This window comes from Gordonia sp. LMA484 (assembly GCF_058129505.1).
Map to the genome: position 1 here is coordinate 4,693,586 of NZ_CM176700.1, position 21,842 is coordinate 4,715,427.

Consider the following 21,842-nt stretch of genomic DNA (forward strand, 5'->3'; position numbering starts at 1 on the left):
GATGACATTGACATGCGCCGCTGGGCGCGGCATAGTGATAGAGTATCACTAAGCAAGCGCTTAGTCAGCGACGCACCGCCTGGCCCCGCCGAGTGTCGCGTCTTCACCCCACATCCCCTGACCAGGAGTAAGACAGAAGACATGCAGCTGAAATACAGCCCCGAGGAAGAAGCGTTCCGCGAGGAACTGCGCACGATCTTCGCGAAGGTGCCCGAGGACATCCGGCGTCGATCGGAGGCCGGCAAGCTGAACTTCCCCGAGGACCTCGTCACCACGACCCGCATCCTCAACGAGCACGGCGTCGCGACCCCGGGCTGGCCGGTCGAGTGGGGCGGCCGGGACTGGACCCCGATCCAGAGTCATATCTACCGCGAGGAGATGAGCCTCGCGCACGTCCCGGACATGTTGGCGTTCAACGTCGGCATGATCGGTCCGGTCATCGCGCAGTTCGGTTCGCCGGAGATGAAGGAACGCTTCCTGGCAAAGACCGCCAACCTCGACATCTGGTGGTGCCAGGGCTTCTCCGAGCCCGAAGCGGGTTCTGACCTCGCGTCGCTGAAGACCCGCGCGGTCCGCGATGGCGACCACTACGTTGTCAACGGCCAGAAGACCTGGACCACGCTCGGCCAGTACGCCGACTGGATTTTCTGCCTCGTGCGCACCGATCCCGACGCCAAGAAGCAGGCCGGCATCAGCATGCTGCTGTTCCCGATGGACACACCGGGCGTGGAACTGCGCCCGATCCAGCTCATCGACGGCGGCTTCGAGGTCAACGAGGTCTTCTTCAACGACGTCCGGGTGCCGGTCGAGAACCTCGTCGGCAACGAGAACGAGGGCTGGACCCAGGCCAAGTTCCTGCTCGGCAACGAGCGCAGTGGCATCGCCCGCGTCGGCTACACCAAGACCAAGCTCGCCAAGGCGAAGGAACTCGCGCGCCAGATCACGACCGCGTCCGGCGGCACGCTGCTGGAGGATCCCCTGTTCGCGGCCCGTCTGGCCGAGTTGGAGAACGATCTCCTCGCCCTCGAGATGACCCAGTTGCGGGTCGCCGCGTCGTCGGCGGACGGTAAGCCGAACCCGGCCTCGTCGCTGCTGAAGCTGCGCGGCAGCCAGTTGCAGCAGGATGCCATGGAACTGCTCGCCGACGTCGCCGGCGCGAACTCGCTGCCGGTCGCCGGCCTCGACGCGTCCGCCGCCAACGGGACCGCCGAGGTGGACTCGCCGGAGTGGGCGCAGATGTCCGTGCCGACCTACCTCAACTACCGCAAGGTGAGCATCTACGGCGGATCGTCCGAGGTTCAGCGCCAGATCATCGACAAGGCCGTGCTGGGTCTGTAACAGCCACCGCCTCATCACCTTTCACGACACACAAGAACCTGGGAACCTTTTTCATGGATTTCGAACTTACCGACGAACAGACGATGCTGCGGGACACCGTCCGCGAGGTGCTGACCCGCAAGTACGACATCGAGACGCTGCGCGCCGTCACCGACACCGAACTCGGCTGGGACAAGGGTGTGTGGAAGTCGTTGGCCGACATCGGCATCCTCGGCCTGACCTTCCCGGAGGACGACGGCGGCATGGGCGCCGGCCCGGTGGAGTTCACCAGCGTGATGACCGAGATCGGTCGCGCATTGGCACCCGAGCCCTACCTCGACACCGTCCTCGTGCCGGGATCGCTCGTCGCCGCGACCGGTGACGACGACACCCGCGCAGAGCTTCTCGGCGGGCTCGCCTCGGGTGAGCTGCTGATGGCGTTCGCCCACCTCGAGGCCGGCGACCGCTGGCCGGGGGCAAAGGTCGCCACCACCGCCACCGACGGCAAGCTCAATGGCACCAAGGTCCTTGTCGGACACGGTGATTGTGCCGACAAACTGGTCGTGTCGGCACGCACCGACGACGGTGTCGGCCTGTTCGTCGTCGATGCCGACGCCGAGGGTGTCACCCGCACCGCGTACCGCACCCACGATCGTCGTCGCGGCGCGCAGATCGAATTCTCCGATGCCGTGGCCACCCGCCTGGGCAGCGGCGACGCATCCGAGGTCATCGCCAACGCCGAGGTCGGCATCCAGACCGCCCTGTGCGCCGAGGCCGTCGGAGCGATGGAACGCTCGCTCGACCTCACCGTCGAGTACCTGAAGACCCGCAAGCAGTTCGGCGTGACGCTGTCGCAGTTCCAGACACTCACCCAGCGCGCCGCGGACATGTACGCACAGCTCGAGCTGGCCCGCAGCATGAGCCTGTACGCGACGACCGCACTGGCCGACGGCATCTGCGACCCGATCATCGCGTCGCGGGCGAAGTTGCAGATCTGCCGCTCGGCCCGGCTGATCGGTCAGGAAGCGGTGCAGATGCACGGCGGTATCGGCATGACCGCCGAATACCCGGTCGGCCACTACCTGAGCCGGCTCACCGCCATCTCGCACACGCTCGGTGACGCCACCGATCACCTGTCGGCGCTGGCGCGCTCGGTCGGCGACTACGAGATGGTCATGGTCGGCTGAGCCGACACGCTTCGCAACCCTCGGGCTCCTACCTTCCGCGCGGCACTCAACCCGCGCATTAGGGTAGGAGCCTGAGTGTTTCGATGCGGCCGGACGCCGCGGGCCGATTCCGACGGGAGCCTCGATGGACCTGCTGCGCGACAACCTCGGCGACGCCGCCGCCTACAGCATCGTCGGGGTGGTGCTCCTCGTCGTCGGGTTCTTGGCCCTCGACCTCGTCACGCCGGGGCGGCTGCGCAACCTGATCTGGCTCGAACACAACCGCAACGCGGTCATGCTGGTCACCGCCCAGGTGATCGGACTGTCCATCGTCCTCGTCGCCGGCATCCGGGACTCGATGGCTCTCGAACTGTGGCGTGGAGTGCTCTACACGGCGGCCTATGTCGTCCTCGCGATCGCGGTGATGATGTGGTCGTTCGTCCTCATCGACTGGCTCACCCCCGGCAAACTCGGGACCCTCCTGCTCGACGACGATCAGCACCCCGCGGGGTGGATCTGTGGTGCGGTCTTCATCGGTGTCGGCGCGGTGATCGGTGCGGCCATCGGGCTGTGAGCCACCACCCCGCCCCGACGAGCCTCACCCGCTATTGACGGTGAGACAATAAGCTCCTAGGGTCGTGCCTCGAAGGTTGAACACCATCGAGGGGAAACACGCATGGCTGCGCCACTGATCGAGGAATCCATCGTCATCGACGCCTCCGCGGAGGACGTATGGGCGGTGATCTCGGACCTGCAGCGGATGGGCGAGTGGAGCCCGCAGTGCAAGAAGATGATCATCCGCGGCGGCACCGTCGGCCTGGGCACGAAAACCATCAACATCAACCGTCGCGGCCCGCTGGTCTGGCCGACCACGGCCAAGGTCGTCCGCTTCGCCCCGGCGCAGGAGCTGGCATTCCGCGTGACGGAGAACCGGACGGTGTGGAGCTACACCATCGAACCGTCCGGCTCGGGGGTGAAGGTCACCGAGAAGCGTGAGGTCGGCAACGGCACTACCAAGGTGTCGTCGTTCCTGGTCGACAAGGTCATGGGCGGCACCGAGAACTTCGAGGTCGAGCTCAAGCTGGGCATGGCCGAGACGCTGGGCAAGATCAAGAAGGCAGCCGAGGCGGGAGCGTCGCGCGCCGCCTGATCCCCAGCCGGGTGCTGCCGCTGGTGGAGTAGTCGCTGCTCCCGTTGGTCACCTCGCCCGCGCTCCCGCTAGGCAGCTCGCCCGCGCTTCGGCTGGGCCGGGTAGCCCGCGCTCCCGGTGGCCAACTCGCCCGCGCTCCCGCTGGGGTCACCTCGCCCGCGCTCCCGGCGGTCACCTCGCCCGCGCTTCCGCTCGTCACTCGCCCGCGCTCCCGGTGGCCAACTCGCCGGCGCTCTCGCTAGGCAGCTCGCCGGCGCTTCCGCTAGGCAGCTCGCCGGTGCTTCCGCTGGTCGAGTAGCCACCGAGCCGCTAGGCGAGGTTGCGTATCGAGACCCCGCTGTGACACAGGATCGCTCTCGATTACCCAGAGCCCATGAGGTCTCGATACGCCCTTCGCCTAGCGGCTCAGGGCTACTCGACCAACGGGGTGGTCCCTACGCTTCGGCCGGCTTGCCCATCACCAGCGGGGTGGTCCCCACCCTTCGGCCGGCTCGCCCATCACCAGCGGGGTCGTCCCCACCCCTCGGCCGGCTTGCTCATCACCAGCGGGGTGGTCCCCACCCCTCGGCCGGCTCGCCCATCACCAGCGGAGGGTCCCTACCCCTCGGCGAGCTTGCTCATCAGGTCCGGCAGATCCGCGATGGAGTCGATGATGTGGTCCGGCACCGGCCCGAACTCGTCGCGCTGCAACGCCCGAAGGGCCTCCTCGCGGAACTTGCCGGTCCGCACGAGCACACCGATGAGCGCCGCCGCCTGGGCGCCGAGGACGTCGTTGTGCATGTCGTCGCCGACCATCACGACCTGTGTCGGTTCGAGCTGCATCAGGTCGACGGCGGCGCGGAAGCCGAGCGGGGACGGCTTGCCGATCGCCTTGATCTTGCGGCCCGCGGCCTTCTCCAGACCCTCCAGATAGACGCCCGTGTCGATGCTGAGCCCGTTCGCGGTCGACCAGGTCATCGACCGGTGCATGGCGATCACGGGTACCCCGGACACCATGAGTTCGAGGACCTGCGACAACGCCTGGTGATCGAAGACCGGACCCGCACCGCCGAGCACCACCACCTCGGCACGTGACGGCTCGTCGGTGAGCTCCACCCCGCTCATGTCCTCGGCGATCGGGCCCTGGTTGAGCACCCACACCCGTTTGCCCGGGTGATTGGCGGTCAGAAACTCCGCGGTCAGCTTGGCCGCCGACAGGATCTCCTCGGCATCGACCTCGAACCCGCATTCGTTGAGTGCCGTGGCGATGTCACCGCGTGACCGCGACGTCGTGTTCGTCAGGAACATGCGCGGATACCCCTGCTCACGCAGGGCAGCAACAGCTTCCACCGCTCCCGGCAGCGCCTTCCACGAGGTGACCATCACCCCGTCGATATCCAGCAGCAAACCCAGAGCCATAGTGAAAATCTAGTCCCGTCGGCGACACCCTGCACGACCGAGAGTCACGGATGGCATGCTGAGCGGATGCGAACGGTGTCCGAACACCAGGCTGTCGTCGCCGCGCTGTTCGACGCGCCCGACTCTGTCCGACTGCCCGTGACCCGGGCCCTCGGCTGCGTGACGGCCGATGAGATCGTCGCCGACGTCGCGCTTCCCGGCTTCGACAACTCCGCGATGGACGGTTACGCCGTCCGGGCCTCCGACATCGCCTCGGCCACAGGCGAATTCCCGGTCACCCTGCCCGTCGCCGAGGACATCCCGGCGGGCCGGACCGATCAGCTGTCGCTGGCCGCGGGTACCGCGCACCGCATCATGACCGGTGCGCCGATGCCGGCCGGCGCGGATGCGGTGATCCCGGTGGAGATGACCGACGGCGGCGTCGAGCGGGTGGCGATCCGCTCGTCGGTACCCCCCGGCAGACACATTCGCGCCGCGGGTTCCGACATCCGGGCCGGCGAGCCGGCGATGCCCGCCGGTACGCGGCTTGGCGCACCCCAGGTGGGGCTGCTCGCCGCCCTCGGCGTCACCGAGATCGCGGTACGGCCCCGGCTGCGGGTGGTGGTGCTCTCGACCGGTTCCGAACTCGTCACGCCCGGTCAGTCGCTCCGGCATGGCCAGATCTACGAGTCGAACGGACCGATGCTCACGGCTGCGGCAACGGAGGCCGGCGCCGACGCCACCCACCTGCACTACGTCACCGACGACGTGGACGCGTTCCGCGCACGCCTGGACGAGATCAGCGACGAGGCCGACGTCATCATCACATCCGGAGGCGTCAGCGCCGGGGCGTTCGAGGTCGTCAAGGATGCGCTGATCACCTCGGACGACATGGAGTTCGTGAAGGTGGCGATGCAGCCCGGCATGCCGCAGGGCTGCGGTCGCTACACCTCGCCGCGGGGGCGCCACGTACCGATCATCACACTGCCCGGCAATCCGGTCAGTTCGCTGGTGTCGTTCGAGGTGTTCATCCGCCCGCCCCTGCGTGCCGCGATGGGACTGCCCGCGGATCGCGACACGGTGACCGCCCGGCTCAACGCCGACGTCCGCTCACCGGCCGGCAAACGCCAGTTCCTGCGCGGTGTCCTCGGCAAGGACGGCGACAAGCCGGTCGTCGACCCGATCGGGCCACCGGCGTCGCATCATCTGCGCTACCTCGCCCGGGCCGACGCCCTGATCGACATCCCGGCCGGGATCGAGTCGGTGGCGGCCGGGTCGTCGGTCGACGTGATCGTCCTCTGAGTCCGCGATGGCCTCGTGCCCGACTCCACCGCCGGGGCCGTCGGCGTGCACGCTCTAAGCTGTAGCGAACGGGCCGTGATCACGCACGAGCCCCCGGCGACAGCAGGAGGTTGATGGTGGCCAGGCGCCCGCGGCCAGACGGATCGCGCAGCGGAGTGGGTCATCTCGTCGACCTGGCACGCGAGACCATCCCCCCGGTCCACCCGGCGGGGTTGCCGTTCGTGGCCGCCCCGGCTGCGGTCGCGATACTCGGCCGCCGACATCCCTGGATCGCCCGACCGGCTGCGGTGACGGCCGGTGCCTGTGCAGCGTTCTTCCGCCACCCGAAACGGGTGCCCCCGACCACACCGGGTGCGGTCGTAGCTCCCGCCGACGGAACGATCTCGCTGGTCGACGAGGCCGTTCCGCCACCGGAAGCAGGACTCGGCGATGCGCCTCTGCCCCGCGTCTCGACGTTTCTCTCGATCTTCGACGTCCACGTGCAGCGCGTCCCCGTCTCCGGCCGGGTCACCTCGGTGACGCACACGCCCGGCGCATTCGTGTCGGCCGATCTGCCGGAGGCCAGCTCGGTCAACGAGCGCACCACCATGACCCTGCGCTGCCCCGGCGCTGCGCAGTCCACCCACGACGTCGCGGTCGTCCAGATCGCCGGACTCATCGCGCGACGGATCGTGTGCGAGCCGACGGTCGGGACCGACCTCACCGTCGGCGACACCTATGGCCTCATCCGTTTCGGATCGCGCGTCGACGTCTACCTGCCCGCGGGCACCGCGCCGCAGGTACTGGTGGGGCAGCGCGCGGTCGGCGCCGAGACCGTCTTCGCGACCCTCGTCTGAACCGATGCCGCCGACCGCCCGCAATCACCACCATCCGACGTCGCATCGAACGCCGACCACGCACGCGACCCGGCGCTCACGGACCAGCGCCACCGCCCCGGCCGCACCGGACACCGACCGCGCCAGGTTCTCCAAGCAGGCCGCCGCGGGCCGGATGTTCGTGCCGTCGGCGCTGACCATCCTCGCCATCTGCGCGGGCCTCACCGCCATCCGAGTCACCGACAGCGGCCAGATCGATGCCGCGATGGCGCTGGTGGTGGCCGCGGCGCTCCTCGACGGCATCGACGGACGCGTCGCCCGGCTGATGGGTGCGGCGACCCGGATGGGTGCCGAGATCGACTCGCTCGCCGACGCCATCAACTTCGGAGTCGTGCCGGCGATCATCGTCTACCTGCATCTGATGCCCGGCACCGACATCGGCTGGTTGTTCACCCTCATCTACTGCTGTGCGATCGTGCTGCGGCTGGCCCGGTTCAACACGTTGCTCGACGACGACGATGCGCCCGGCTACACCCGGGACTTCTTCGTCGGTGTCCCTGCTCCCGCCGCGGCGATCATCGCGCTCTTGCCGATCGGACTGTCGCAACAGTTCGGTTCCGGCTGGTGGACGTCGCTGCCGGTGGTGGGTGGCTGGCTGGTGTTCGTCGCATTCCTGGCCGTGAGCCGCATCCCGACATCGTCGCTCAAGACGTCGTCCATCCCGCCGCGAGCGCTGGTCGGACTCCTGATCCTGGTGGTCATCGGCGCGGCACTTCTGCTGACGTTCCCCTACGTGCTGATGATGATCGCGATCGGCGGATATCTGCTGCACATCCCGTTCGCGTGGCGCAATCAGCGGTGGGTGGCCTCGCGGCCGGAGCACTGGGACGCCCGCCCGGCCGAACGACGGGCCGAACGCCGCGCGATCGCCCGGTCACACCCGAGGCGAGAGCCACGACGGCAACGTCGAGGCGCGGCGAAGTCGCAGGCGCGCCTCGGTCTGCGACGACCCACCGGCCCCGTCCCGGCGGACTCGACCGAATCGCTCGAGACGTCGGCCGAGGAGAGCCGCGGATGACCGGACCCCACCAACTGACACTCACCGCGCGCGTCAACCCGTCGGCCGCCGAGGCACGGCGTGGGATCGTGCGGGTGCATCCCGAGGTGCTCGCGGCACTAGGTCTACGCGAGTGGGACGCCGCCTCGATCACCGGGGCACGGGTGACCGCGGCGGTGGTCGCGGCGGCCGGCCCCGACACACCACCGGGGACCGCGCTTCTCGACGACATCACCTTCTCCAACGCCGGTGTCCGGGAGAACGCGTCGGTGGTGGTGGCCCCGGTCGGGATCCGCGGTGCCGGGCGCCTGACGGTCTCCGGATCTGCGCTGGCCACGCGGTCGGTCGACGAGACAACGCTGCGCCGTGCCCTGCTCGGCAAGGTCGTCTCGGTCGGCGATTCGGTCTCCCTGCTCCCCCGCGACCTCGGTCCCGAGTTCACCGCCGCGCCGGCCACCCGGGCGCTCGCGGTGTCGGTCGGCATCACCTGGACCAACGAATTGCTGACAGTTGCCGGGACGGAACCGGACGGACCGGTCAGCGTGCAGACGAACACCGCCGTGCTGTGGGCCGGCGACCAGGTGGACGGGTCGCCGACATCACAGATCCCACCGGCGGGGTCGACGATGGGCTTCGCCGCCGCGACGCCGCCTCGCCCGGCCGTGCCGTCCCGTGCCGGGGCGACAGCGCCGGAGGCGACGCGATCCGCCGGCAGCCTGGGCGTTCGATCCGGTATGCCCCCGGTCGGCACCATCCGCCCGGTGTCGACTCTCGTCGGCGTCGACACCCAGATCGCGAAGCTGACCGAATGGCTGGCCATCACGCTCGACGAACCGGAGGTGCTGCGGACCCTGGGCGCCGCACCCCGGCTCGGAGTGCTGATCACCGGCCCGGCGGGCGGCGGCAAGTCCACGTTGGCGCGGTCGGTGTGCGCCGAACGTCCGCTGACAGTGGTCGACGGGCCGACGGTCGGTGCACTGGAGGCCGGTGCACGCTTGGCGGCGGTACGCACGGCGATCTCTGGGCTGCGTCGGAGCGGAGGCGTCCTGCTGATCACCGACGCGGACGCACTACTCCCGGCACCGAGGGAGTCCGCAGCGCCGGAACCGGTGTCCACCCTGATCCTGGACGAGCTGCGCACAGCCATCGCCGACAGCGGCATCGATGCGCCCGGCGCCGATCCGGAGAACGGGCGGATCGCGCTGATCGCCACCTCCGCCGAGCCCGTCCGTCTCGACAGTCGGCTGCGCGACCCCGAACTGTGCGACCGCGAGCTGATCATCAGCCTGCCCGACGCCCCGACTCGCGCCCGGCTGCTCGGCGTCATCCTCACCGACGTACCCGCCGACGGACACCTCGACCTCGACCTCGTCGCCGCACGCACGCCGGGTTTCGTTGCCGCCGACCTGGCCGCCGTCGCCCGGGAGGCGGCCCTGCGGGCGGCCGCGCGGGTGACCGGTGCCGCTGACGGAGATCGGCCCGCCCCGGCCCTGCGCACCGACGATCTGCTCGGCGCGCTCGATGTCATCCGGCCGGTGTCGAGGACCGATTCACCGGAGGTCACGCTCGGTTCGATCACGCTCGACGAGGTCGGCGACATGGTGGAGACCAAGCAGGCGCTGACCGAGGCGGTGTTGTGGCCCCTGCAGCATCCCGACACCTTCACCCGCCTCGGTGTCGACCCACCCCGCGGCGTACTGCTGTTCGGCCCGCCGGGCTGCGGCAAGACGTTCGTCGTGCGGGCGCTGGCGGCGTCCGGTCGGTTGTCGGTGCACACGGTGAAGGGCGCCGAGCTGATGGACAAATGGGTCGGGTCGTCGGAGAAGGCGGTTCGCGACCTGTTCGATCGCGCACGGGAATCGGCGCCGTCGCTGATCTTCCTGGATGAGGTCGACGCGTTGGCTCCGCGGAGAGGCCAGTCCAGCGATTCCGGCGTCGCGGATCGGGTGGTGGCGGCTCTGCTGACCGAGCTCGACGGCGTCGAACCCCTGCAGGACGTCGTCGTCCTGGGTGCGACGAACCGTCCCGATCTGATCGACCCGGCACTGCTCCGGCCGGGCCGACTCGAGCGTCTGGTCTTCGTCCCGCCACCGGACGGCGCCGCGCGAGGTGACATCCTGCGGGCGTCGGCACGCAATGTGCCGCTGGCCGATGGTGTGGACCTGCAGTCGTTGGCCGACGACCTCGACGGCTACTCGGCCGCCGACTGTTCGGCACTGCTGCGCGAGGCGGCGTTGGCCGCGATGCGCCGCGACATCAACGCCGCCACCGTCGGCCCCGACGACATCGCCGAAGCCCGTAGCCGGGTCCGGCCGTCGCTGGACGCCGCACAGGTGGAGAACCTGAAAGGCTATGCCGAGCGGCGTCTGAGTTAGCGCCGATGGGTGACTCGATCACGGGACGCAGACCCCGCGGGTCGATCACCCGAGCAGCGCGCGCCGCAGCATGTCGGCGACCCAGTCGGCATGCTTTCGCCTGCTCCAGCCGAGCTCATCGCACAGCAACCGGCCGACATCCGGGCTGACCAGCGCGAAGATCGTCTCGGCGGCGGCCTCGTCGCTCATCCGTAACGGTCCACGTGCAGCGAACCAACGCGCGTAGAGCCTCATGTTGCGCATCCGATTCCGCTCCAGGGTCGCCATCGTCTCCGCGACCGCCGGCTCGCTCTGCGCCGCGCTGCGCATCACCTCGAAGACCGGCCGAAGCACCACGTTGAGCTTGGTGATGAAGTCGGCGAACAGCTCGATCTGGCGGATCGGGTCGGTTTCGTTCATCACTGCCTGCCCCTCGGGGCTCTCCGCGACATTCGCGACGGACTCATCGGGTACCAGCCGCAGATCGATGATCGCCGGGACCAGCTCCGCCTTCGTGCCGAAGACCGCGTGCACGGTATCCCGCGCGACCCCGGCACGTTCCGCGATGTCCCTGATCGTCGCCTTCGTGTAGCCGCGTTCGCGGAAGAGCTCGTCGGCCGCCTGCACGATCCGGACACGGGTGCGCTCCGCTTGCTCCTCGCGCACTCGGGACGAGTACGTGCGAGAACCCTTGACGTCGTCCATCCATTGATCCTACAGTTGATGTAATCATCCGACTCTAAGTCGGATCAATACGAGAAGGCACGACCATGGACCTGATCACCGGACCGCCCCCGGACGAGGTCGTCACCGCGATGGCAGAGGTCGACGGTGTCCGGATCACCCCGGTCATGCTGACCACACAGACCGGCCCTGCCGGCGGACTCGGCCCGGAGAGCGCCGCGGCAATCCTGGTGTTGCAGGGAACCTTCGTCGACCGAGACCGGTTCGACGAGTTCTGGCGGCAGGCCGCCGAGGTCCTCGCGCTGCTCACCACCGCGCCCGGGTTCATCCGTCGGTACAACTTCGCCGACGGCCCGCATTACACGATGATCGCCTTCTGGCGGTCACTGGAGGACGCGATCAGATTCTTCGACCGTCCCGAGCATCAGGCGGCGATGCGCTCGACATTCACACAGCGCTGGAACTACACCCACTTCGCCGGCCTGTGGCAGGTCGCCTCAGAGCACCGGCGGCTGTTCTTCTGCCAGAACTGCGACGGCATCATGCCGTCGACCGAGTCGCGCTGCACCGACTGCGGCGCGCCCCACACGGATCCCTGTGGAGGCTCCGATGTCCCAGCAGCTCACAGCGTTTCTTGACGAGTGGCTCCCGATACAGACCGCCACCGGGCGGGATGTGCACAGCGGTGACCCGTCCTCCTGGATGGACGCCTGGTCCCACCGGGAGCCGGTGTCGGTGTTCGGCGCCGGCGTCCGGGCTCGCTCCGGGTGGCCGGAGGTGCACCGAACAATCACCTGGGTGGCCGACATGTGCGTTGACTGTCAAGCCTACGAGTACCAATTGGTGACCGCGGACGTCCGTGGTGACATCGCCTACACCTGCGGCTTCGAGCGCTACACAGCAACCAGGTCCGACGGCCGGACGGTCCACAACGAGCTACGGGTCACCCAGATATACCGACGCGAGAACGGCGCGTGGCGCATCGTGCATCGGCACGGCGACCACGCGCCGACTCCCTGACCGGCAGTCCGAATCAGGCGCCGCTCGACCCCTGTGTGGTCTGGTTCGGTGCGGTCTGCCCGCTCTGGCCGGGCAGCTGACCCGACTGTCCCTGACCTTGTTGGGTCTGACCCGGCATCTGCTCCAGGCCACCCTGCGGCATCTGTCCCATACCGCCCTGCCCGGGGACCTGCCCCGTGCCGCCGCTCTGGCCTGGAGGCATCTGACCGAACCCGCCCTGGCCGCCGGGGCCCATCCGGCCACCGCCCTGCATGTTCATGCCCGGGCCCTGGTCCGACGACGAGGAGTCGCCCACGACATAGCCGGCCCCGAAACCGAGCCCGGCGAACACCACGGCGACACCGATCCCGCCGGCGATGACGGCGTTGCGCAGCTTGTCGCTGACCCCGTTCGAATCGTTCGTCGGTGCTGGATACGCGCTCGACTGCGCCCCGGCGGGCGGATAGGGCGGGAACGGCGGGTTGGGTCCCGACGGCGTCGACGAGATGGGCTCGGTGGGCGCATTCTCCGATTGAGAGAGCCAGTTGTGATCGGCCTGCCGGCCGCCATGTTCGTCGTGCGGCTGATCCACCGGCTGTTCGCTCGGCTCAGCGATGCTCTGATGAGGTGTGGACATCGATGTCTCACTTTCTGCGAGGGAAAAGTGACATCCACGGTGCTGACGATGGCTGGCCGTCGACTGCCACGGACCTGCCAATTGCCTGTGAGATCGGACGAACCGGGCGTAGCGGGCCCGGGGAGATTCTCAGCTCAGCCGACAGACACCTGATAGAACACCGACGATCCCCCGCCGGCTGCCCCGGATGTGCTGCCCACCTGCACCCAGTAGGTGGTCCCGTCCTTTGCCCCGGACAACACGACCACCCGCTGCCCGCCCTCGGTGGCGCGGTCTGACTCGGTGAACCCGTTGTCGGTGAGTGTCCTCACCGCCGCGTCGAGAACGTTGCCGGCGTCACGAGTGCCCTGCACGGTCACCGACCACCCGTCGCCGCGGTTGCCGTCGGCGGTCAATACGGTCCCGGCGACCAAAGGAACCTGTTGGGAAGGGAAATCCGATGGCAGCGCCGCGCCGTCCGGACGGTCGTCGCCACCCCCGCCGCACGCGACGAGGAAGACGAGTCCCGCCACCGCGACGGCCAGCGCGAACCACAGCCTGTCGAAGCGGATCATGTCCGCAACGGTAAAGTAGACAGCGCCGGGCAGTGCCCGTGACACCCCGCCCGACATTCGAAAGACGGTGTGCCAACTTGATCCCTGTGCTGGCTGCGCTCGCGCTCAGCGCGCTGTGCGCACCTCCGGTGATCCGACGGTTGGGTACCCGCGGCTTCTACGTCCTCGCCCTCGCCCCCGCGGGTGCGCTGGTGTGGGTCATCGTGAACTGGCCGCAGGCCGGGCAGACACCACTGGTCCAGACGATCTCCTGGGTGCCCGTACTGCACATGGACATCGTCCTGCGGTTCGACACCCTCAGCGCGATCCTGTCGGTCCTCATCCTCGGTATCGGTGCACTGGTCCTCTGCTACTGCGCCCACTACTTCGACGACGCGCGACCGCGTGTCGCGGTGTTCGGCGGCGAGATGATCGCGTTCGCGGCAGCCATGTTCGGCCTCGTCGTCAGCGACAACATGCTGGTCCTGTACGTGTTCTGGGAACTGACCACCGTGCTGTCGTTCATGCTGGTCGGCTTCTACGGCATCCGGGCAACCGCACGCCGCGCCGCCACCCAGGCCCTGCTGGTGACCACGGCCGGTGGTCTCGCGATGCTGGTCGGCATCATCATGCTCGGCGAGCGCAGCGGCAGCTATCTGCTCTCGGATCTGATCGCAAACCCGCCGGCCTCGGGCGCCTACGTCGACTGCGCTGTCGTCCTGCTGGTGATCGGCGCGTTGAGCAAGTCGGCCATCGTGCCGTTCCACTTCTGGCTCCCCGGCGCCATGGCCGCACCGACACCGGTCAGCGCGTACCTGCATGCGGCCGCGATGGTGAAGGCAGGCATCTACCTGATCGCGCGACTCTCGCCCGCGTTCTCCACCACGCCGAGCTGGCATGTCGCCGTCGTCGTACTCGGCATGGTCACGATGCTGCTCGGCGGGTGGCGGTCGCTGCGGGAGCTCGACCTCAAGCTGATACTCGCCTTCGGCACGGTGTCGCAGCTCGGATTCCTCGCTGTTCTCGTCGGCATCGGCGATGCCAACGTCGCCATGGCCGGTCTCGCCATGCTCGTGGCGCACGCCCTGTTCAAGGCCGCGCTGTTCATGGTCGTCGGCATCATCGACCACTCGACCGGTACCCGCGACATCCGCAAACTCGCCCGGCTCGGACAGCGGCTACCGGTGCTCGCGCTCACCGCCGCGGTCGCGGGCGCGAGCATGGCCGGGCTGCCGTTCACCATCGGGTTCGTCGGCAAGGAGACCGCGTTCGGATCGGTGTGGGACACCGGCGCATATCTGCCGTGGCAATCCGAGACCATCGACATCGTCCTGCTGGTGGGGTCGGTGATGACCTTCGCCTACACCTGCCGGTTCCTGTGGGGCGCGTTCGGCCGTAAGGTCCGCGCCACCCCTAGTCCGGCCGTGGTCAAGATGCATCCGCCGGGCGTGATGTTCTACGCCGCGCCGGTTCTGCTGGCCGTGGCCGGGGTGGTCGCAGGTTTCCTCAGCCCGCAGATCGGAGATCTGTTCGAGCCATACGCCCAAACGCTGCCCGCCTACGGCCACGAACTCGAACATCTCGCGATGTGGCACGGCTTCGGCCTGCCGGTGGTCTTCTCGATCATCGTCATCGTCGCCGGCGCCCTGCTGTTCCTGGTCATCCGCGCGCTGCGGGGACGGTTGTTCCGGTATCGCCCCTTCCTCAACGCAGACCGCATCTACGACGCGACCCTGCGTGGCGCGGACACCGTGTCGCTGATGCTGACCCGGAACACCCAGCGCGGTTCCCTGCCGATCACGCAGGGCGTGATCCTGTCCACGGCGATCATCGTGCCGATCGCCGCGTTGTTCTGGGGAGCCCGCAACCGGCTGCACATCGTCGGTTTCGACACCGCCCCCCAGTTCGTGATCGGCGGAATCATCGCCGTCGCCGCGCTGGCGTCGGTGGTCATGCGCAACCGTCTCGCGGCCACCCTCGTGGTGGGCCTCACCGGCTACGGCGCGGGCATGCTGTTCGCTCTGTGGGGCGCGCCCGACCTCGCACTCACCCAGTTCCTGGTCGAGACACTGACCCTGGTCATCTTCGTGTTGGTGCTGCGTAAGCTGCCTGCCGAACCCGAACCACGTCATGCCACCGGCTTCAAACCGGTACGCGCCCTGATCGGCATCGCCTTCGGGGCGTCACTGGTGGTGATCGGTCTGTTCGCCGCGGCGGCCCGTGCCGAGCAGCCCCTGCACGTCGACATCCCGCAGGCGGCCTACGAGTACGGACACGGTTCGAACGCGGTCAACGTTCTCCTCGTCGACATCCGTGCCTGGGACACCCTGGGCGAGGTGTGCGTGCTCATCGTCGCGGCGACCGGTGTGGCGTCGATGGTGTTCCGCAATCGACGCTTCGGAGCCGCTCCCCGCATCGCCGACGCGGCGCGGATGCAGTCCGGGAGCAACGGCGAGGACGTCGACGATCCGATCCCACCGGATCGCACCCGATGGCTGCTCGGCAGCGACTTCCGCGACCCCCGCCACCGGTCCATGGTGCTCGAGGCGACGACCCGGCTGATCTTCCCGACGATGGTCGTGTTGTCGGTCTACTTCTTCTACGCGGGCCACAATGCGCCCGGCGGGGGTTTCGCCGGCGGTCTCACGATGGGCCTCGCGCTGGTCCTGCGCTACCTCGCCGGAGGTCGATATGAGCTCGGCGAGGCGCTCCCGGTCGAAGCGGGCACCATCCTGGGCGCCGGCCTGGCGATCTCGGCCGGGACCGCGGTCACCTCGTTGTTCCTCGGTGCACCGGCGCTGTCGTCGGCGGTCTTCGAGGTGACGTTGCCCGTGCTCGGTGACGTGAAGATGGTGACCGCGCTGTTCTTCGACCTCGGCATCTACCTCATCGTGGTCGGACTGGTCCTCGACGTGCTGCGCAGCCTCGGCGCTCGACTCGACGTCGAGTCGAGCGCCGTCGACAACCAGCAGGCGCCGGTCCGCATCGTCGCGGGGGAGGTCTCGCGATGAGTGTCAATCTCGGGTTGCTGATCGTCGTCGGAGTGCTCGCCGCGTGCGGCGCTTACCTGCTGATGGAGCGCAGCCTGATCCGCATGTTGTTCGGACTGTTGCTGTGCGGCAATGCCGTCAACCTGTTGATCATCGTCGTGTCCGGCGGCATGGGGAATCCCCCGATCATGGGCCGGGCGTCGGACAACCGTCCCTTGGACTCCGATCCGCTGGCGCAGGGCATGATCCTCACCGCGATCGTGATCACGATGGGCATCGCGGCATTCGTGCTCTCGCTGGTCTACCGACTGTTCGTCATCAACCGGGACGACGTGGACGTCGAGGACGACACCGAGGACCGCAAGATCGTGACCGGCTCGCTGCAGACCGCGCCCGACCGCGACCGCAGCGACGATCCGGTCACACTCGCGGACACCACCGCAGGCGACTTCTTCGACGACGAGGGCAACCCGCTCACCCCCGAGGAGTACGCGGCCGCCCACGCAGACGTCATCGAGACCGACCTCATGCCCGCCGATGCGGACGTGCTCGACGAACTCGGTGGCGGCATCGACGATGTCGACGACCCGACCAGCGGAGTGACCCGATGATCCCGCAGCCGTCGTGGGTCCCGGTGCTCATCGCCCTGCCCACCCTCGTGCCGATCATCGCGGCCGCGCTCACCCTGCTGCGCGGCCGCAGTCCCCGCTTCCAACGGCCGATCTCGGTCGGCGCCATCCTGGTCGCGTTCATCGCGTCCTGCATGCTGCTCTACCTGACCAACGAGCACGGCACCTTCGCGGTCACCATCGGTGGGTGGGATGCCAAGGGCTTCGGCAACGGACCGCTGGGCATCACGCTGGTCGTCGATCAACTGGCCGCACTGATGCTGGTCGTCTCCACCATCGTGTTGCTCTGCGTCGTCGTCTACGCGATCGGGCAGGGTATCCGCGACGGCACGTCGCATCAGCCGGTCTCCATCTTCCTGCCGACCTATCTCATCCTGACGGCGGGCGTCTGCAACGCATTCCTCGCCGGTGACCTGTTCAACCTGTACGTCTCCTTCGAGGTCCTGCTCGCGGCGAGCTTCGTGTTGCTGACCCTGGGCGCCAGCCCCGACCGTGTCCGTGCGGGCGCGTCGTACGTCATGGTGTCGATGGTGTCGTCGCTGATCTTCCTGTCGGGCATCGCGTTCGCCTACGCGACGACCGGCACGCTCAATCTGGCGGAGATGGCCGCACGCCTCGACCACGTCCCCGACGGCACCCGTACCGCCCTCTACGCGGTGCTGCTGGTCGCGTTCGGGATCAAGGCGGCGGTGTTCCCGCTGTCCACGTGGCTGCCGGACTCCTACCCCACCGCACCCGCACCGGTCACCGCGGTGTTCGCGGGCCTGCTCACCAAGGTCGGTGTGTACGCGATCGTGCGTGCGCACACCCTGCTGTTCCCGGGCGGATCGATGGACAACGTCCTCATGATCGCCGGGTTGCTCACCATGCTGGTGGGCATCTTCGGCGCGATCGCCCAGTCCGACATCAAACGACTGCTGTCCTTCACGCTGGTCAGCCACATCGGCTACATGGTGTTCGGGATCGCGCTGTCGTCGCGGTTCGGGTTGTCGGCGGCCATCTATTACGTCGCCCACCACATCCTGGTGCAGACCACACTGTTCCTGGTCGTCGGACTGATCGAACGCCAGGCCGGGTCATCGTCGCTGCGCCGCCTCGGCGGTCTGATCGCCAGCCCGGTGCTCGCCGCACTGTTCCTGATACCGGCGTTGAATCTCGGCGGCATCCCACCGTTCTCGGGGTTCATCGGCAAGACCGCCCTGCTCGAGGCCGGCGTGCAGGATGGATCGGTGCTCGCCTGGACACTGGTCGCCGGGTCGGTGGTCACCAGCCTGCTGACGCTGTACGTGGTGGCCCGGGTGTGGACCAAGGGCTTCTGGCGCCCACGTGCCGACGCCCCGGAGGGCGACCTCGCCGACGTCGCGCCGTCGGCGCTCATCGACGAGAGCGCCGACGACATCTCGTTCGACGACCGCGCCGACGTCGGGCGGATGCCGCTGGGCATGGTGTTGCCGACCGTCGCGATGGTCGGCGCGGGCCTGGTCCTGACGATCTGGGCCGGCCCGATCCTCGGCTTCACCGAACGCGCGGCCACCGACATCACCGACCGCGGGATCTACATCGAAGCTGTGCTCGGGGGTGAGGGCAGATGAGTTCGCAACCCACACCTGGCCTCCGCGCCCGCATCATCGTCGTCTGGCGTACATCGCTGCTGTTCATCTTCTGGAATGTGGTCAAGTGCTTCGTCTGGTTCCGCGAGCACGTGCGGATACCGAGCTGGTTGGGCAGCGACTCCCGCGAGATGGCCGTCCGGCTGTGGACGCTGGCGTGGCTGACCTTCGTCTGGGTACTGCTGTGGGGCACCATCTCCTGGGCCAACATCATCGGCGGACTCATCCTGGCGACCCTGATCGTGACGCTGTTGCCGCTGCCGCGCGTCCCGGTCGAGGGCCGCATCCATGTGGTCGCCCTGGTCGCGATCGTCGCGCGACTCGTGGTCGACTTCTTCATCTCGAGTGCGCAGGTGGCATGGGCCGCGGTCCGGCCGGGCAAACCGCCGTTGGGTGCGGTCATCCGGGTCCGCGTGGCCATCAAGTCCGACATGGTGCTCACCCTGGCCGTCGACTACCTGAACCTCGTACCCGGCACGATGGTGCTCGAGATCGACCACCGCCGTCGCATCCTCTACATCCACGTCTTCGACGTCCGCACCGAGAAGCAGGTGAAGGCGTTCTACAAGCAGGTCGAGTTCGTCGAACGGTCCTTCATCCGCGCCTTCGAGCGGGACAGCGAGTGGCATCCGAGCCCGTACCACGGGATCGACGACGAGTATCACCGCGTGCGGTACCTCGGACGGGACGAGACCGCCACCGAGGCGCTGAACGACGTCACCCCGGACGGGAGGAACCGATGATCGGTGTCTGGATCACCGTGAGCGCCATGTTGATGGTCGCCGCGGTGCTGACGACCATCCGCGTCCTTCGCGGTCCGTCCTCGCTCGACCGGCTCGTCGCACTCGACACCATGATCGCGCTCTGCATGTGTGGACTCGCGGCGTGGGCCGCCTACAGTCGTGACTCGACGGTCGTCCCGGCGATCGTGACGTTGTCGCTGCTCAGCTTCGTCGGATCGGTCGCCATCGCGCGTTTCCGGGTGAGGGATGACGAGACATGATCGGTGACATCATCTCGTCGGTGCTGCTGCTGCTCGGCGCGACCCTGGCCCTCACGACATCGATCGGCCTGCTCCGCTTCCCGGACACGCTGAGCCGCATGCACGCGTCGACCAAACCGCAGACCTTCGGACTGCTGATGATGCTGATCGGCGCCATCATCCGCCTCGGCCACAGCGTCGACATCGGCATGCTCATCCTCGCGGGCATGTTCGCACTGATGACCGCACCGGTGATCGCCCACCGCATCGGCCGGCTGGTCTATCAGGAGCAGCGCGCCCGCGACGGCGTGATCACGCGCGAGGAGATGGAGAACCCCGCGCGGGACTAAGGCGTGCCCTAGTCCAACTCCCCCACCACGGACGCGACCACCTCACGCATGCTCTGGGTGCGCCGAAAGACCTCCCGTTGCCGCATGTAGCTCGCGCCGCCGGCGGCGAGGTCGCGGACGCGGGCGAGTTCGGTGGCACAGTTCAGGTCTCGCGCCACCGGTTCGAGGCGGGCCACCAGATCTGCCACGTCCTCGGTGACCAGTCGCTCGTTGCAGTCCGAATCCAGGATGACGATGGCATCGAGTCCGTAACGTGCTGCCCGCCACTTGTTCTCCTGCACTAGCCACGGCGCCATCCGGGGCAACTCCTCGCCGGCCTCGAGTCGCCGATCCAGTTCGACGACCAGGCAGTGGATCAGCGCCACCACGGCGGACAGGTCGGTGAGGTTGGTCATCCCGTCACAGACCCGCACCTCGATCGTGCCCAGGTGCGGGGAGGGGCGGATGTCCCACCGGATCTCGTTGATGTGGTCGATGATCCCGGTGGTCTTCTGGTCGGTGACGAACGCCTCGAACTCCGCCCAGGTGCGGAACTGGAACGGCAGGCCGGCCGTCGGCAGCTGCTGGAACATCATCGCGCGGTTGCTCGCGTAGCTCGTGTCCTGGCCGCCCCACATCGGCGACGACGCGGACAGCGCCAACAGGTGGGGGTAGTAGTTCAGCAGCGCGTCCAGGATCGGTAACACCTTGTCCCGGTGGCTGATCCCCACATGGACGTGGACACCCCAGATCAGCATCTGCCGGCCCCACCACTGGGTGCGCTCGATCAGCTCCGCGTACCGATGCCCCTCGGTGAGCAGCTGTGTCGACCATTTCGCGAACGGGTGGGTACCCGCGCCGTAGAGGTCGACGCCGAGTTCCTCGGTGAGGTCACGCACCGAATGCAAGGTCGCCGACAGATCCGCGATCGCTTGCGGGGTGTCGCGGCAGACACCCGTGACGATCTCGACGGTGTTGCGCAACAGCTCTTTGTGCACCTTGTCACGCCGCGACGGACAGCGCTGGGACACCAGCGCGAACAGGTCCGCCGCCGAATTCGACAGATCGCCGGTTCCCTTGTCGGTCAGCGCGAATTCCCATTCGACCCCCAGTGACGGGGTCGGCGAACCGTCGAATTCGATCGGGGTGACCACGACGTCAGGTCACCTTGGCGTGTCGGGTCACTCGTTGGCCTCGATCACCCCACACGCGATCCGGCTGCCCGCGTCGCCGGTCGACATGGTCTGCTCGTCCGCCGGTGGCGTGTAGCGGGTGGGGATGTTGCCGAAGTTGTCGGCCTTCTCGTGGATGACGATCGCCTTGCCGACGATCTGCCCGAGGTTGACCGCATCGGTGGTGGTGACCGTCTCGCCGGTGCCGTCCTTGAGGATGTTCAGCGACACCAGGTCGCCACTCGCAGGATGGCCGGTGTGCCCGTCCACCTGGAGGTGGCCGCCCGCGCTGGAAAACGCACTGTCCCCGCCGGTGTCGCAGACGCCGTTCTCGTGGATGTGCATCCCATGGAAACCGGCCGGCAGGCCGCTGTCGGCGTTGACGCGGACGTCTATCTTGACCGACGAGCCGCTCGGCGTGAAGGTCGCCTCGCCGACGGACTTGCCCGTGTCGTCGATGATCTTGGCGGTGGCGTCGCCCTTCGGGGACTGGCTGACCCCGTCGGCGTCGTCGATCTCGCCGGGAGGCGCCTGGTTGCCGGTGACCACCGATGGTGTGGTGCCGGGGACGTCCGTGGGCGGTTCGTCAGGAGTACATGCCGCCAGCGCCGCGCCGGCGATGCCGACCGAGGCGAGCACGGCGAGCGTACGCCGAGCGGAGCCGCGGGTCCGGGCACCGGTCGTCTTGCCTGATTTCGAACTGACGATCATCTCACTCCTTGTGATCTTCAACGGGCCG

22 protein-coding genes are annotated in these 21,842 nt (G+C 68.1%); 16 read left to right on the top strand and 6 right to left on the bottom strand.

Translation table 11 applies throughout. From position 1 onward, the window contains the following. Positions 1–141 precede the first annotated feature (141 nt). From AC4AMJ_RS20865 to AC4AMJ_RS20880, 4 genes are all read left to right on the top strand, one after another. The gene (locus AC4AMJ_RS20865; RefSeq protein ID WP_489899235.1) at positions 142–1,338 is read left to right on the top strand and encodes an acyl-CoA dehydrogenase family protein; all 1,197 of its coding nucleotides are present in this window, start codon (positions 142–144) and stop codon (positions 1,336–1,338) included. A gap of 53 nt (positions 1,339–1,391) precedes the next feature. Further along, on the top strand, positions 1,392–2,504 hold the full coding sequence (locus AC4AMJ_RS20870; protein ID WP_489914417.1) for an acyl-CoA dehydrogenase family protein: 1,113 nt from the start codon (positions 1,392–1,394) through the stop codon (positions 2,502–2,504). 124 nt (positions 2,505–2,628) lie between these two features. After that, a complete protein-coding gene (locus tag AC4AMJ_RS20875; RefSeq protein WP_489899233.1) occupies positions 2,629–3,057 on the top strand; it encodes a DUF350 domain-containing protein in 429 nt (142 codons plus the stop codon). 102 nt (positions 3,058–3,159) lie between these two features. Then, positions 3,160–3,633, top strand: coding sequence for an SRPBCC family protein (locus AC4AMJ_RS20880; protein ID WP_489899232.1), 474 nt, complete (start codon positions 3,160–3,162; stop codon positions 3,631–3,633). A gap of 597 nt (positions 3,634–4,230) precedes the next feature. Here AC4AMJ_RS20880 and AC4AMJ_RS20885 read toward each other — a convergent pair. Then, positions 4,231–5,031 (bottom strand): HAD-IIA family hydrolase, encoded by an 801-nt coding sequence (locus tag AC4AMJ_RS20885; RefSeq protein ID WP_489899231.1) that lies wholly within the window; start codon positions 5,029–5,031, stop codon positions 4,231–4,233. A 66-nt stretch (positions 5,032–5,097) separates the two neighbouring features. Here AC4AMJ_RS20885 and moeA point away from each other — a divergent pair, with 66 nt between their 5' ends. From moeA to AC4AMJ_RS20905, 4 genes are all read left to right on the top strand, one after another. Beyond that, positions 5,098–6,312 carry a molybdopterin molybdotransferase MoeA gene (moeA, locus tag AC4AMJ_RS20890; protein WP_489914419.1) on the top strand — a complete coding sequence of 405 codons (1,215 nt, stop codon included), beginning with the start codon at positions 5,098–5,100 and terminating at the stop codon, positions 6,310–6,312. Between the two features lie 116 nt (positions 6,313–6,428). Beyond that, positions 6,429–7,148 carry a phosphatidylserine decarboxylase gene (locus AC4AMJ_RS20895; RefSeq protein ID WP_489899229.1) on the top strand — a complete coding sequence of 240 codons (720 nt, stop codon included), beginning with the start codon at positions 6,429–6,431 and terminating at the stop codon, positions 7,146–7,148. Positions 7,149–7,152: 4 nt separating this feature from the next. Beyond that, positions 7,153–8,205 (top strand): CDP-alcohol phosphatidyltransferase family protein, encoded by a 1,053-nt coding sequence (locus AC4AMJ_RS20900; RefSeq protein WP_489914421.1) that lies wholly within the window; start codon positions 7,153–7,155, stop codon positions 8,203–8,205. After that, on the top strand, positions 8,202–10,559 hold the full coding sequence (locus AC4AMJ_RS20905; protein ID WP_489914423.1) for an AAA family ATPase: 2,358 nt from the start codon (positions 8,202–8,204) through the stop codon (positions 10,557–10,559). The genes AC4AMJ_RS20900 and AC4AMJ_RS20905 overlap by 4 nt, the downstream gene beginning before the upstream one ends. Positions 10,560–10,604: 45 nt before the next feature. Here AC4AMJ_RS20905 and AC4AMJ_RS20910 read toward each other — a convergent pair whose 3' ends face one another. After that, complete coding sequence (locus tag AC4AMJ_RS20910; protein WP_489914425.1) at positions 10,605–11,243, bottom strand: TetR/AcrR family transcriptional regulator; 639 nt, start codon at positions 11,241–11,243, stop codon at positions 10,605–10,607. A gap of 65 nt (positions 11,244–11,308) precedes the next feature. On the opposite strand from AC4AMJ_RS20910, the gene AC4AMJ_RS20915 reads away from it, so the two are divergent. Together AC4AMJ_RS20915 and AC4AMJ_RS20920 are read left to right on the top strand one after the other, a co-directional pair. Next, a complete protein-coding gene (locus AC4AMJ_RS20915; protein WP_489914427.1) occupies positions 11,309–11,860 on the top strand; it encodes an antibiotic biosynthesis monooxygenase family protein in 552 nt (183 codons plus the stop codon). Next, complete coding sequence (locus AC4AMJ_RS20920; protein WP_489899224.1) at positions 11,832–12,242, top strand: YybH family protein; 411 nt, start codon at positions 11,832–11,834, stop codon at positions 12,240–12,242. Before AC4AMJ_RS20915 ends, AC4AMJ_RS20920 begins: the two co-directional genes overlap by 29 nt. 13 nt (positions 12,243–12,255) lie before the next feature. Here the strand turns inward: AC4AMJ_RS20920 and AC4AMJ_RS20925 are convergent, their stop codons facing one another. Then, entirely contained in the window at positions 12,256–12,858 is a 603-nt protein-coding gene (locus AC4AMJ_RS20925; RefSeq protein ID WP_489914429.1) for a hypothetical protein, read from the bottom strand. 134 nt (positions 12,859–12,992) lie between these two features. After that, positions 12,993–13,412, bottom strand: coding sequence for a hypothetical protein (locus AC4AMJ_RS20930; protein WP_489914431.1), 420 nt, complete (start codon positions 13,410–13,412; stop codon positions 12,993–12,995). Between the two features lie 77 nt (positions 13,413–13,489). Between AC4AMJ_RS20930 and AC4AMJ_RS20935 the strand changes: the two genes are divergently transcribed. The 6 genes from AC4AMJ_RS20935 to mnhG are packed head-to-tail and all read left to right on the top strand — an operon-like array spanning position 13,490 to position 19,952. After that, complete coding sequence (locus AC4AMJ_RS20935) at positions 13,490–16,402, top strand: Na+/H+ antiporter subunit A (protein WP_489914433.1); 2,913 nt, start codon at positions 13,490–13,492, stop codon at positions 16,400–16,402. After that, positions 16,399–16,992 (top strand): Na(+)/H(+) antiporter subunit C, encoded by a 594-nt coding sequence (locus AC4AMJ_RS20940; RefSeq protein ID WP_489899220.1) that lies wholly within the window; start codon positions 16,399–16,401, stop codon positions 16,990–16,992. Before AC4AMJ_RS20935 ends, AC4AMJ_RS20940 begins: the two co-directional genes overlap by 4 nt. Next, complete coding sequence (locus tag AC4AMJ_RS20945) at positions 16,989–18,602, top strand: Na+/H+ antiporter subunit D (protein ID WP_489914435.1); 1,614 nt, start codon at positions 16,989–16,991, stop codon at positions 18,600–18,602. The genes AC4AMJ_RS20940 and AC4AMJ_RS20945 overlap by 4 nt, the downstream gene beginning before the upstream one ends. Further along, positions 18,599–19,363 carry a Na+/H+ antiporter subunit E gene (locus tag AC4AMJ_RS20950; RefSeq protein ID WP_489914437.1) on the top strand — a complete coding sequence of 255 codons (765 nt, stop codon included), beginning with the start codon at positions 18,599–18,601 and terminating at the stop codon, positions 19,361–19,363. The genes AC4AMJ_RS20945 and AC4AMJ_RS20950 overlap by 4 nt, the downstream gene beginning before the upstream one ends. After that, on the top strand, positions 19,360–19,623 hold the full coding sequence (locus AC4AMJ_RS20955; RefSeq protein ID WP_489899217.1) for a monovalent cation/H+ antiporter complex subunit F: 264 nt from the start codon (positions 19,360–19,362) through the stop codon (positions 19,621–19,623). Before AC4AMJ_RS20950 ends, AC4AMJ_RS20955 begins: the two co-directional genes overlap by 4 nt. Next, the gene (gene mnhG / locus AC4AMJ_RS20960; RefSeq protein ID WP_489899216.1) at positions 19,620–19,952 is read left to right on the top strand and encodes a monovalent cation/H(+) antiporter subunit G; all 333 of its coding nucleotides are present in this window, start codon (positions 19,620–19,622) and stop codon (positions 19,950–19,952) included. Before AC4AMJ_RS20955 ends, mnhG begins: the two co-directional genes overlap by 4 nt. An 8-nt stretch (positions 19,953–19,960) precedes the next feature. Here mnhG and AC4AMJ_RS20965 read toward each other — a convergent pair whose 3' ends face one another. Beyond that, the gene (locus AC4AMJ_RS20965) at positions 19,961–21,085 is read right to left on the bottom strand and encodes a glutamate--cysteine ligase (RefSeq protein WP_489914439.1); all 1,125 of its coding nucleotides are present in this window, start codon (positions 21,083–21,085) and stop codon (positions 19,961–19,963) included. A 27-nt stretch (positions 21,086–21,112) separates the two neighbouring features. Continuing rightward, on the bottom strand, positions 21,113–21,814 hold the full coding sequence (gene sodC, locus AC4AMJ_RS20970; RefSeq protein WP_489899214.1) for a superoxide dismutase[Cu-Zn]: 702 nt from the start codon (positions 21,812–21,814) through the stop codon (positions 21,113–21,115). Positions 21,815–21,842: the final 28 nt, after the last annotated feature.